General features: G+C 65.8%; 10 protein-coding genes. All 10 read right to left on the reverse strand.

What is annotated here, in order from left to right; genetic code table 11:
- Positions 1-17: 17 nt before the first annotated feature.
- Positions 18-1538, reverse strand: coding sequence for a type IVB secretion system protein IcmH/DotU (gene icmH / locus V5F68_RS20530; RefSeq protein WP_394016371.1), 1521 nt, complete (start codon positions 1536-1538; stop codon positions 18-20).
- 132 nt (positions 1539-1670) lie between these two features.
- Positions 1671-3005 carry a type VI secretion system baseplate subunit TssK gene (tssK, locus tag V5F68_RS20535; RefSeq protein ID WP_394016370.1) on the reverse strand — a complete coding sequence of 445 codons (1335 nt, stop codon included), beginning with the start codon at positions 3003-3005 and terminating at the stop codon, positions 1671-1673.
- The gene (locus V5F68_RS20540) at positions 3002-4042 is read right to left on the reverse strand and encodes an FHA domain-containing protein (protein ID WP_394016369.1); all 1041 of its coding nucleotides are present in this window, start codon (positions 4040-4042) and stop codon (positions 3002-3004) included. Before V5F68_RS20540 ends, tssK begins: the two co-directional genes overlap by 4 nt.
- A gap of 17 nt (positions 4043-4059) precedes the next feature.
- The gene (locus V5F68_RS20545; RefSeq protein WP_394016368.1) at positions 4060-4647 is read right to left on the reverse strand and encodes a DUF6931 family protein; all 588 of its coding nucleotides are present in this window, start codon (positions 4645-4647) and stop codon (positions 4060-4062) included.
- Between the two features lie 10 nt (positions 4648-4657).
- Entirely contained in the window at positions 4658-6724 is a 2067-nt protein-coding gene (locus V5F68_RS20550; RefSeq protein ID WP_394016367.1) for a type VI secretion system Vgr family protein, read from the reverse strand.
- A 175-nt stretch (positions 6725-6899) separates the two neighbouring features.
- Positions 6900-7376, reverse strand: a complete 477-nt coding sequence (locus tag V5F68_RS20555) for an Hcp family type VI secretion system effector (protein ID WP_394100495.1) — start codon at positions 7374-7376, stop codon at positions 6900-6902.
- A gap of 74 nt (positions 7377-7450) precedes the next feature.
- Complete coding sequence (locus V5F68_RS20560; protein ID WP_394016423.1) at positions 7451-9541, reverse strand: hypothetical protein; 2091 nt, start codon at positions 9539-9541, stop codon at positions 7451-7453.
- Between the two features lie 130 nt (positions 9542-9671).
- Positions 9672-10148, reverse strand: coding sequence for an Hcp family type VI secretion system effector (locus V5F68_RS20565; protein ID WP_394100494.1), 477 nt, complete (start codon positions 10146-10148; stop codon positions 9672-9674).
- 120 nt (positions 10149-10268) lie between these two features.
- Positions 10269-11363 (reverse strand): class I SAM-dependent methyltransferase, encoded by a 1095-nt coding sequence (locus V5F68_RS20570; protein WP_394015526.1) that lies wholly within the window; start codon positions 11361-11363, stop codon positions 10269-10271.
- A 5-nt stretch (positions 11364-11368) separates the two neighbouring features.
- Positions 11369-11752, reverse strand: coding sequence for a PAAR domain-containing protein (locus V5F68_RS20575; RefSeq protein ID WP_394015525.1), 384 nt, complete (start codon positions 11750-11752; stop codon positions 11369-11371).
- Between the last annotated feature and the right edge of the window lie 54 nt (positions 11753-11806).

The raw sequence follows: 11806 nt of genomic DNA on the forward strand, positions 1-11806 counted from the left end.
CTGGGCTTTGCGGGGCGCTATTGGGGGGTCAGCACGATTTCGACGCGCCGGTTGGCCTGCCGGCCTTCGGGCGTCGCATTGGACGCGATGGGATCGGACGAGCCGCGCCCGGTGGCGCTGAGCCGCGCCGGGCTGCCCATTTCGGCGGCGAGGAAATCCGCCACCCGGCCGGCCCGCGCCTGGGAAAGAACCTGGTTGTTGGGATAGGTCGCGGTATTGATCGGCACGTTGTCGCTATAGCCGATCACTTCGATCGAGCCCGGGGTCTTCATCAGCGCCTGCCCGATATGCTTGATCACGTCGGTGAATTGCGCACGAATGCCGGTGCTGGCGGTCGCGAACACCTCGCCCACGGTGCGGATCACCACCTTGTTGTCCTGCTTCATCACCTGCAGCACGCCGGCCTTCTGCTCGGGCCCGAGGAAGGTGGAAATGATCTGGTAGGGATCGGGCGCCGGCACCGCCGGCTTGGGGGGCGCCGCGGGCGCTGGGGCTGGTGCCGGCTGGGCAGGCGGCGCCGCGACCGGGATCGGCGGCTTCGCCACATGCGGCGCGGGGGCGGCGAGCAAAGCCGAAACCTTCTCCACCGCGAGGCTGCTGTCGTGCCGCAGAACCGCGGCGAGCGCGACGAAGGCGGCCACCAACAGCGTGCCGAGCACCGCGCCGCCGATCCAGATCGGCAGCAGGTCGCGCAGCTGGTTCTGCTCGACGCTGACGCCGCGCCATTTGGGCGAGAGGTCGGTCTTCACCGGCCCCTGGGCGCTGCGCAGGATCTGGAAGATCTCCTCGCACAGATGCGCGAGTTCGCCCGCCCCGTTGGCAGCGAGGCGATATTTGCCCTCGAAGCCGAACTCCAGGCAATAATAGAAGAATTCGATTTCCTTCAGCACCGGTTGCGGCGCCGCCATCATCTGGTTGAGCAGGGCGAAGAAGCGCTCGCCGCCCCAGGTCTCGCGGAAGAACATGGAGATCATGCTCTTCGAGGACCAGAAGCTGTCCTTGCCCCAATTGGTCTTCAGCACCCCGTCGTCCACGGTCGCGGCGAGGGCGTACAAGGTGATGCGCACCTGCTGGGAATTGAGGCCGTTGGCGGTCGCCTGGGCCTCGAAATCCTGAAGCCCCTGCACCAGGGTCTGGTGCAGCCATTCGATGTCGGGTGTCTGCGTGGTCGCCTCGACGCTGGCGAGCAGATCGAAGATCGGCGCGGCGAGCCCGAGGCTGGGATTGTCGCGATAGACGTCGAAGGCCGCATAGAGCGCGTCGGATCGCTCGGTGCCGGCGGGCGGTCCCTTGCGCGGCGCCGCGCGGGCATCGGCGCCGCGCGTGCCGGATGCGGCGGGGCTTTGCGCGGGCGGCGGGGCGGCGGGAGCGGGTCGGGTCTGATCGAAGGGCGAGGCGAAGCCCTGTGCAGGCGCCGCCCGGGCCCGCCCCGGCGGCGGGGCCGGCTGCGCTTTTACGCTGCCGTCGGCAGGCGCGGCGACCACAGATCCAAGCTGGCGCGCGGCAACAGCAGGACGAGCGAAAATGGTGTCATCCATATCTCCTTCGCTCGGTCCGTTGCGGTTCATGCGATCATTTTCCAGCTTAGCTCATGGTACCTCGTGTTAGCGGACCTTGTGCTGGTTTCTTGTTGCGATCGGATGACTAGGCCCCTAAAGCTCCGCTTAACCTTAATTGCGGATCGCCCACATCTCCATATGCACGCCGGGAAAATCGCCCGCGAGATGGACGGCGATACCGCCCGAAACCGCTAATTGCTTCCAAAGTGGACTGGCCGGCTCCAATTCGAAGTAAACCGCGCCGGCATTGTAGGGAATCTGGCGCGGCGCGAGCGCCAGCGGCCTTACCCTGATGCCAGGAAGCTGGACGTTCACGAGTTCGCGGATCTGCTCCACCGGGCCGATCTTGATGAGGGCCGGCAGCGACCGGCGGATCGTCTCGCCGGGCATCTCCGCCTTCACCACCAGCACGAAATTCGCGCCCGAGATCAGGGTGCGGTCCTGGATCGTGCCGACGCGAATGCCGTATTTGCGATCCTGCAGCGGAATCTGCACCGCGCTCTGCTCCAGCACCGCGCTGAGAGAGCGGCGCAATTCCACCATCACCGGCTCGAACGTCTCTTCGAGATTGTCGTGGCGGTAGACCGCGAAATCGCGTGGCCGCTTCTGCATCGCGGTGAAGGTGGACAATTCCCCGGCCAGCTCCAGGAAAGTGGCATAGAGCCGTTCAGGATGCAGGCCCGAGAGCCGCGCCAGATGGGCCAGATGCGGCTCCGCCCGGTTGATCACCTGAAGCATCAGGAAATCGGCGATCTCGGCGACGCCATGGCTGTCGGAGCCGGTCACGCGCGGCGCCAACGCCTCGCCGCGATGGTGCAGCATCGCCGTCAATTCGTTGAGAAAGCCGGACAGCCCTGGCGAGGCGGCGGCGTCGAGGAAGGGCGGGATATAATTGGGGTCAAGCCGCACCTTGCGGTCCGCCCCCACCTCCGCCACCCGCGCCAGGCCGAGGCAATGGAAGCCGCTGCGGTCCTGATTGTGCAGCAGCAGCTGGAGCCGCAGCTTCGCGGTGCGGATGCGGGCGGTGTTGTTGGAGCCGCTGATCTCGTCCACCACCTCCATCTCTTCCGAGCCGAAGCGGGCAGCGGAATTGCGCATGGTGCCCACCTCCACGTCCGCCGCGCCGCGCTGGCGCACCGGGATGCAGAGATAGACGATGGAATCCGTCAGGCTCACCGGCAGGTCGATGGGCTCGGGATGCTCGTTATCCTCGGGGATATCGAACGGCGTCCCGTCCTCGAACACGCCCTGGCAGCGGTCGAGCGCGAACTTGCCCAATGCGAGGAGATCGCGATTGATGGACAGCGCCCGCAGACCCCACGGGAATGGGCAGAGCCCCTCCACCCGCAGCCGCACCAGGCGCTCCAGATAGCGGTCCTGCTGCTGGAAGTGCTGGGCGCGCAGAAACATGCCCTCGGACCAGACGACCTTGCCGTTGGTGTTCATCGCGTGTCGTCTCCGTCAAAGGGTCGGCGGTACGGGGCCTCGGGATCTGGGGGCTCCCACGCGTCCGGCGGCAATTCGGCATGGGGTGCGGGCCCGCGCGAGACGTCGCGCTCCGCCCGCAACTGGCCGGCGATCCGCACCGACAGGCTGACCAGGGAGAGGCCGGCCCATTCCGGGTCCAGCGCCGCGAGACGCACCACCGCGTCTTCCGCGGTCCCCGCCAGAATATCCTCGCCGCTCTGGGCATCGGCCGCCTCGCAGATGCGCGCGAGCGCCTCCACCAAGGCGAGCACGGTCGCACGCGGCAAGGTCGGCTCGGCGGCCGGCGCGCTCCTGCCCGGCACCCCGGCAGTGGGGCTCGGAGCGCCGAAGGCCGGGCTCTGGTGCGATGCCAGCCCCAGCACCTCCTCCTCCCAGCTTTCGGGAATATGCGTGTTCACCGGCGTGACGGCGCCCAGCGCCTGGAGTTCGGCCGGCACGTGGTCCGGCTCGGTTGCGTTCTGCCACGGGCTGGTGGCGAACAGGGGGTCCGGCAAGTGGGCGGGCGGATCTTCGGTCCAGGGCAGGAGCGAAGTGGGCGAATAGGACGAGAAGGCATTGTCCAGCGCGATCTGCGGGGCATCCGCGAACGGATCGGCGGCCGACGGCGGGGCAGGACGGGCGCCGGCGGCGCCGGGCAGGATCGCCAGGAACGGGTCGCGCTGTGCCTCCGCATCCTGGAGGCTGGCCTGAAGGGTGACGCTGGCGAGATGCAGCAGGTCGCCGTCGTTCAGGATCACGGAATTGCCGCGCCCGAGCGGCTGCTCGGCGCTGTTGACGAACAGGCCGTTGACCGAGGTGTCGATCACCACGAACACGCCGCCCTTCAGGTCGATGGTGCAATGGTGACGGGACATGAGCCGCGCCGGGTCCTCGATGACCCAGTCGTTATCGTCCACGCGGCCGATGCGAAACGGCCCCTGCGTGACGCTGCGGGTGCGCTCGTGCAGCGGCAGGTTGGCCGGGTCGACGATGGTCAGGCGAAGGCTCGGTGCCATGCTCCTCATGTGCTCCTTCAGGTGGCCGACTGTCCGCTGCCACCATTGGCGATATCCGCGCCGATCATCAATGCCGCCGCATGGCGTTCGCCGATGGTCTTGGCCGGACCGGGCACGCAGCACAGCAGCAGGGACGCGCCGATCGCGCTGCCCGTCAGGGCATCGCCGGGCGGCACCACCAGCACCGATTCCGGCGGCGCGAGGCTGCCGCCCGACCAGAAGGTGCCGAGCGCGGCATAGGCCCCCGCGGTCTCGAACTTCAGCGCCTCGGCCGGGCGATAGGCGGCCCGCCGGTTCGCCTCGGTGGGCTGGTAGACCCAGGCCTCCGCCGCGTTCCAGGCGGTGGTTTCCTTCTCCGGCAGGTCACCGGGCAGGAAGCGCTGGCGCGCCGCGCAGGCCCACCACACCGCCTCGCGCCGCGGCAGGCCCAGCGCCAGGAATCGCAGCGCCTCGGTGGTGAGCTCCGCATCGGCGAGCGCCTGGATGAAGCCGGCGGCGGTGAGGCCCGGCGTCAGCAGCGCCTGCGCCTCCGCGCTCGGCTCGATCTGCGCCGTGAGATGGTCCGCCAGCGCATAGCGCAGCTTGGGGAGAAAACCGAGTTCCATGTTCGCCCCCCTAATTGATCGTGACCAGGCCGCCCTGGACCTGCACCGTGCCGCTGCCGTTTACCGACACCATCGGCCCGCTGACCGCAACCTTCGCGGTGCCGGAAATCGTGACCTGCGTCGCGCTGATGGCAACGCCGCTCTGGCTGATGGTGATGGAATTGCTCCCCACCTTGAGCGTGATGGTCTGCGCCGCCTGCAAGGTGATGCTGCCGCCGTTGCACTTCAGCGTCGCATTGCCCGATCCGAGCGTCACGGTCTGGTTGCCCTGGCTGATGTCGGTGGTCGAATTGCCTTGCGAGACCGTCAGGGCATGGTTGCCCTGGCTGACCGTGGTGGTGGAATTCCCCTGGGAGACGGTGAGGGTCTGGTTGCCCTTCGAGACCGTCAGATCCTCGTTGCCGGTGGTGATCGTCACCGCCCGGTCGCCCTTGGAGACCGTGACCGTTTCATTGCCCTCGGACACGGTCTCGGTGCGATTGTTGGTGATGGTGATGATCTGGTCGTGCTTCACGTTCAGCGTGTCGTCATTCTCCACGTCGCGCGTCTGGTCCTTCTGCGCGTGCATGTAGATCAGCTCGGCGCCCTTCTTGTCGTCGAAGCGCAGCTCGTTGAAGGTGGTGGCGTCGCCCCCGGTGGTGGAGCGCGTCTTCAGCCCGCTCTGGGTCTTGTTGTCGGGCTGCGTATAGGGCGGCATGTTGGTGGCGTTGTAGACGCAGCCGGTGATCAGCGGCCGGTCGGGATCGCCTTCCAGGAAGCTCACCACCACTTCCATGCCGACGCGCGGCGTGAACAGGGCGCCCCAGCTGTTGCCCGCCATGCCCTGCGATACGCGGATCCAGCACGAGCTCTTCTCGTCATTGGTGCCGAGCCGGTCCCAATGGAACTGCACCCGCACGCGCCCGTACTTGTCGCAATAGATCTCTTCGCCCGAGGGGCCGACCACGGTGGCGGTATGGGGACCAGGGATCAGCGGGCGGCGCGTCACCGGCGGCGGGCGATAGGCCACGCTCGCCGGCAGGGCGGTGAAGCTGTTGGCATAGACCACGTCCTTGGTCTGGTTGCCGATGTGGGTGGGATCGCGCGCCTCGTGGGTGACGGTTGAGAGCACATAGGGCTTGCCCTGCTCCGCGGCGACTTCGTGCTTGGCCATGGTGAATTTGGAGCCCGCCTGGAACGAGGCGTATGTCGCCTCCCCGCGCACCACCGAATAGGTCGCTTCCACCGCTTCCATGCGCACCCGCGACAGGGAGGTGCCATCGTCCTTCTTCGTATAGTCGCCGGGATAATCATAGATTTCCCAGGACTTGAAGGCCGAATTGGTGAGCACTGTGGAGGTGGTGGAGGTGAGATCGGTGGTCGGCTGCTCGAAATTATAATCGTCCAACGTCGTCTTGCCGGATTCGAAATGATAGGTCGATTCCCAGTGCTGTACCGCCACCGTCTCGCCGCTCTGCGGCTGGGCATGCTGCACGCTCTTGTCGGCGCAATCTGTGTATCCGGCGGTGCTGTCGCTGAGGATCAGCGTGTGCTTTCCGTTGGTGTGCTGAAAATAATAATAGATGCCCTCTTCCGCGAACAGCCGGGTGAGGAAATCGAAATCGGTCTCGCGATATTGCACGCAATAGTCGCGCGCCGGATGCGAGCCGGTGAGCCCCTGCTTCTGATAATCGGTGATGCCGCCGTCCGAGAACAGCGTATCGGCGATCTGCGTGACGCTCTGGTTCTGGAAGATGCGGCAGTCCGCCGTGCGGGTGAGCAGCCAGAATTTCGGCGCCAGCACCGCCTCGTAGCGGCGCATGCCGTCCACGGTCTTATCGGCGGCCATGAAGGAAATCACGATGCCGTTGATGTAGCGCGGATCGGCGCCGGGCCGCGCGATGGCGACGGTGATCGGCTTGCCCAGCAGGCTGTCCGGGGTGATCGCGGTGTTGGTGGACACCATGGAGAGGGTGAAGCGGAACAGCTGCGACAGGCCCTCCTTCCCCGAAAACGCCGTGGCGATGAGCACGTCGCCGCCAAGCGGGGTGGTGAGGGTCAGCAGGCGATCGGTCTGCACCGGCGCTTCGGTACTCATGGGTCAGGTCCCGTGGCGCGCGAGGCCCGATTGGCGTCCCGCGGCGCAAGTTTAGCGCGGCACAGTGTAGCGTGATGCCGGAACCGGCAAAGCCGGAATGCGATGGCGCGCGCCCCGCATCCCGGCTGGAAGCGAGGGGCCGGCGCACCCGCGCCGACCCCGGTACCGCCTCGGATCAGGAGGTCTTGGTGGTGGCCATGTCGTACGACACGGTGACCGGGGTGCCGGCCTTGTTGGTGTCGTCGTAGGGCGTGAATTTGAACTCGAGCTTGGTGAAGGAGATCGAGATCGATTCCGTCGGGCGGTCGCCGCCGGAGGAGACCGAATAGGACGAGATCAGGGCATTGGTCAGCGTGTAGGTGCAATAGGTCACGCCGGGGCTGCCGGTGGTGGTGAGGTCGATCTTCACCGTCTTGCCGGTGTTGCCGGTGCAGGCTTCCGTGAACAGCTTGGGCGAGGAGGAGTCGAACATCTTGACGATCGACACTTCGCTCACGGACGGCTCGGAGGCTTCGCGATTGTTGGTGGAGCCGGAAACGGTGGCGATGCCGCGGCCGACGCCCCACGAGAGCGACAGCACGTCGATCCACTTGGTGTGGTCCTGCTGCGTGGCTTCGCCCGGAATGCCGTCGTAATTTACATAAATGGCCATTGCTGCCCTCCTGCTATTTTAACCGGTTGGGAAAAATTGAACTCCAGCCTTTCTGAATGAGGCCGGAGGTCAAATCATTTGACCGCTGTGTTGGAGATCGTCTTGCAGACCTCATTGAGGGCAAGCTTTGTTTCCTTCCAACTGCAGAAGCCCAACGAAATCTTGCCGACGTCCAATGAGAAGGCCACCACGGTGCAGAATGCAATGACCATCGCGCGCTCGGTATTGCTCGGGCTTACCGACCAGCGCAGTCGGCCGGTCGCGGCCAGCGTCGCCTTCTTCGCCTTCGTCACCACGCCGAAGGTGCCGACATAACGCTCGATGAAGCCGGCGTCTTCCAGCATCTGGATGTAGCGGCTGTCGATGGACGTGGCGTCGGTGGTGGGTGTGATGGCGCGCGAGAAGCGCGTGAGCTTGCTGGTTTCCTTCAGCTTCGCATCCCGCAGCGTCTGATTGATGATGAGGTTGGCGCCGATATAGACCTTCCACATCTCGACCATGTCTTTGTCGTTCATGATCCCTTCGTTGCCCTTGTTCATGGCGGTCGAAATGTCCGACACGAGGGCGTCCTTCAGGGCACTGAAATATTCCTTCGAGGCCGCCTTCACCTGGTCGAGCTTGTCGATGGAGATGTCGGAGGTCGTGAAGGCGGCACCGAGGAAGTTCTTCTTGCTGAGCGCGGTGCTCGCTTTCTGATAGGTGGCGAAACTGGTCGCCATCAGGGCGTCGTCCTGGTTCCCCGCCTGCTGCCAGAAGGTGTGAACCGCTGTCAGCGTGTTCTTCTTCGACATCAGCTGGGCCATTTCCTGCTGAATCGAAGCGATCTGGCCTTCCTTGGTGCGCAGATCAAGATTGAGTTGGCTGATCCTGTCCTCGATCGGACCGCGATCAATGCCCTGCGCATTGCCCAGATCGCCGGTATTCCTCTGGATGCTCGTTTCGATATCGCTCTTCTCGATGCCCAGACGCTGGAGGTCGGTGGTCCGGGTCGCAATCTGGGCGCCCTTATCCCAGCGCTTCGCATAGAAATAACCGAGGATAAGCAGCGCGATCTTCTGCTCGTTGGTGAGCGGGCGATCGATCTTATCGGTCGAGCTCTTGAAGGATTCGCGCAATCCGGCCGAAATCACCTGGCTGATCAGCTTGTAGAAGGCGATGAACATTTCCTGGGTCTTGGTCCGGAAATCGCCCAGCGACTTCTTTTCGTCCAGATAGAATTTCGTGCGGTCGGCGGTCGGGCGCAGCACGTCCGGCAGCTTGAGATTGATCTTGTTGAGGCTGTTGATCTCCACCGCCACCGACTGGTTCTGCGACTGGACCTGCCCCATCATGACATTGGTGAAGGCACGCCCGCTGGTGGAATCGGGGTTCTTCAGAACCGATTCCTCATTGCGCTTCACCAACATGCCGATGCCGGTGGCGACGAGGCTGGCGATGCCCTTCTGCGCCGCCAGCTGGCCGATGGTGCTTTCCTTGTCGAAGGCGCCGAAAGCGTTGGAAACGCCGCTGCTGATCGCCTTGCCGGCATTCCCGGCGGCATCCGAGCGGTTCTGCGCGGAATTGACGTCCGAGCTGCCGGAAATAGCCGTCTTCTGGTCGGCCTTCTGCTGGGCGTTGCCGGTGTTGAACAGAAGCGCGGGGTCATCCGCTGCGCGCTGGATGCCGGCATTGATGCCGAAGCCGATGGCGCTGCCGAGGCCCTGCGAGAGTGGAACCAGGAACGGGCCCGCCACCGGCACGAAGGCGAGGCCGGCGGTGATCGAGGTATCCATCACCGCCAGCAGCACGCCCATCATGCCCGCCGGCGGCGGCTTCACGCCGGCCAGCACGGCGCTTAGGTTCGCATCGAAGCGCTGGGTCTGGTACACGAGCGCGCCCATGGCTGTGGTCGCGCCGGTGGTCGCCTGCGCCGGCAGTCCGTTGACCACCAGCGCAAGTTCCGCGAGCGCGTTGGCGAACTGCTGGTTCGGCACCCGCACCATATGCTCGTCGTAAAGCTCGAGCGCCTTGGCGACGGCCTTGTCCTTCATGATCTTGTCGGTGAGGGGGCCGTACTGGGCCACCAGGGTTCCCGCCGGCTTCGTCATGCATGCCGCGAGGGTATCGGCGCCACCTGCCGCCGCCACGGTCGATTCGATGAGCTTTGTGAACTCTTTGATATCCATGACGTCCCCCTTCGAAAAACCACGGGCGCAGCGGCAGGCTCAATGGGCCGGCCGCGCAGCATCCGCCCGGTCCCTGACAAGCGCGAGCCCCCGGGCCGGCGCGCCGCGCCGACCCGAGTTCCAGGTCGGATCAGGAGGTCTTGGTGGTGGCCATGTCGTACGACACGGTGACCGGGGTGCCGGCCTTGTTGGTGTCGTCGTAGGGCGTGAATTTGAACTCGAGCTTGGTGAAGGAGATCGAGATCGATTCCGTCGGGCGGTCGCCGCCGGAAGAGACCGAATAGGAGGAGATCAGCGCATTGGTCAGCGTGTAGGTGCAATAGGTCACGCCGGGGCTGCCGGTGGTGGTGAGGTCGATCTTCACCGTCTTGCCGGTGTTGCCGGTGCAGGATTCCGTGAACAGCTTGGGCGAAGAGGAATCGAACATCTTGACGATCGACACTTCGCTCACCGACGGCTCGGACGCCTCGCGATTGTTGGTCGAGCCGGAGACGGTGGCGATGCCGCGGCCGACGCCCCAGGAGAGCGACAGCACGTCGATCCACTTGGTGTGGTCCTGCTGGGTGGCCTCACCCGGAATACCGTCGTAATTCACGTAGATGGCCATGGTGGGGGTTTCCCTGTTTTACCCATGATCGGCGCGGCTGCGGAGATCATCGAGGCTTGGCTGTAGCACCCATTATTGACAGTCGTACAACCAGCTTAGCCGTACTCCTGAAATTCCAAATCAGTCCAGTAAAGCTGTCAGAAGATGAACCGCGTAGTGCATCGCAGCACGGTCGTGCAGGCGCACCTGCCAGTCCAGATCGAGCGAGGGTCCGGTCTGCACCAGGGCCCCGAAACCCGCCTGGCGGGCCTGGGCGCCGATCTGCGCCAGCAGCGTGTCCAGGGCCGCCGGCCCGTCCACCCACGCCTCCGGCGGGGTGACCTGGCTGCTCCAGTCGAACGGCGTTGCGATCGCCGCTCCGCCCCCGCGCATCAGGATCCGCGCCATCTCGGCGATCAGCCGGGGCGGCGCGCTCACGCAGTCGATCACATTCATCGCCACCGCAAGATCGAACGTCTGCGCGCGGAACGGCAGGGCGAGGGCATCGGCGATCCAGAAATCTACCCGCTCGCTGCCGGCGAAGGAGACCGCATGGCGGCGGCGCTCGAACCGCATGCCGAGGCGGCGGTGCGGATAGGACAATAGCGCGCGATCGATGATGCCCCGGCCGATGGACAGCAGCGGCCAGTTCAGATCGATGCCGAGAACGAGCCCGGGTGTGGCGGCGGCAAGGTCGAACGAAGTGCGGCCCACGGCGCAGCCGATGTCGAGCACCGGCCCGTTCACCGCCGGCAATTGCGCCAACGCCGCGGCGAGGGTCCGCCGCACCGCGCCGGGCGAAAGCAGTGTGGGCGACGGCGGCGCGGGCGCGACCGGCGGCGGTCCGAACACGGCGGCCGAGCCGCCCTCCTCCTCCAGATCGCCGTAATGGTCGTGGGCGTAGCTCGCCTGCTGGGTGCGGATGACGTTGAACGCCGCATCCGGCCCGAGCGCGGCCGCCACCACGGTTTCCACCGGATCCGGCAGCTCATGGCGCTGCAGCAGCAGGTGGCCGTTGGCGGCGAGCCATGCGGCGAGATCCGGCACCAGGATCGGCGCGCCGTCGATGATGGGATAGGCAATGCCGCAATCCAGCTCCGGGCAGCGCAGCAGGCCGGAACTCACCCCGGCGGCATCCTCCAGCGCGCCCGGCGCGAGCAGAAGCGGCGCCTCGATGCCACGGCGCTGGCACGCGGGGCAGATCGGCTGAAGCGCCTCGAAATGGGCATGGCGCATGGAGATCAGCCGCCGATGATGACGGTCGGGCAGCCCGGCGGAAGGATGCTTCCGCTGGGGCTTGGAATCGGCGCGACGCAGCTGGAATGCAAGGAGGAATCGCCGACCCGCGCGGCCGGCAAGCTGCCGATCAGCACCGTTGCGGACCCCTTCATGATCATGCCCGGCCCGCCCGGCACGCAGCCGATGAGCATGCAGGGCATGGTGGTATCGGTGAGGCGCGCGGCGGGCATATTGCCGATCAGCACCGTGGAGCACCCTTTCATGATCGCCAGCGGCGTGGCGGGATGAGGCACCGGGGTGGGCACCGGCGCCGGCGGATGCATGGGCGCATGGCAATGGGGCGCGGTTTGCAGCACCTGGTCGCCCATGCGCGCGGCGGGGGGCATCAGGCACGCCTCCGCAGGGCCGGCGCGCACGCCGGCCGCAAGAAGAGCCAATGG

Origin of the sequence: Roseixanthobacter pseudopolyaromaticivorans (assembly GCF_043195145.2) — a bacterium.
Taxonomy (GTDB): domain Bacteria; phylum Pseudomonadota; class Alphaproteobacteria; order Rhizobiales; family Xanthobacteraceae; genus NCEH01.

Excerpts from the sequence above, each read along its gene's own strand:
- icmH (WP_394016371.1), bottom strand. The coding sequence starts at position 1,538 with ATGGATGACACCATTTTCGCTCGTCCTGCTGTTGCCGCGCGCCAGCTT.
- tssK (WP_394016370.1), bottom strand. The coding sequence starts at position 3,005 with ATGAACACCAACGGCAAGGTCGTCTGGTCCGAGGGCATGTTTCTGCGC.
- V5F68_RS20540 (WP_394016369.1), bottom strand. The coding sequence starts at position 4,042 with ATGGCACCGAGCCTTCGCCTGACCATCGTCGACCCGGCCAACCTGCCG.
- V5F68_RS20545 (WP_394016368.1), bottom strand. The coding sequence starts at position 4,647 with ATGGAACTCGGTTTTCTCCCCAAGCTGCGCTATGCGCTGGCGGACCAT.
- V5F68_RS20550 (WP_394016367.1), bottom strand. The coding sequence starts at position 6,724 with ATGAGTACCGAAGCGCCGGTGCAGACCGATCGCCTGCTGACCCTCACC.
- V5F68_RS20555 (WP_394100495.1), bottom strand. The coding sequence starts at position 7,376 with ATGGCCATTTATGTAAATTACGACGGCATTCCGGGCGAAGCCACGCAG.
- V5F68_RS20560 (WP_394016423.1), bottom strand. The coding sequence starts at position 9,541 with ATGGATATCAAAGAGTTCACAAAGCTCATCGAATCGACCGTGGCGGCG.
- V5F68_RS20565 (WP_394100494.1), bottom strand. The coding sequence starts at position 10,148 with ATGGCCATCTACGTGAATTACGACGGTATTCCGGGTGAGGCCACCCAG.
- V5F68_RS20570 (WP_394015526.1), bottom strand. The coding sequence starts at position 11,363 with ATGCGCCATGCCCATTTCGAGGCGCTTCAGCCGATCTGCCCCGCGTGC.
- V5F68_RS20575 (WP_394015525.1), bottom strand. The coding sequence starts at position 11,752 with ATGCCCCCCGCCGCGCGCATGGGCGACCAGGTGCTGCAAACCGCGCCC.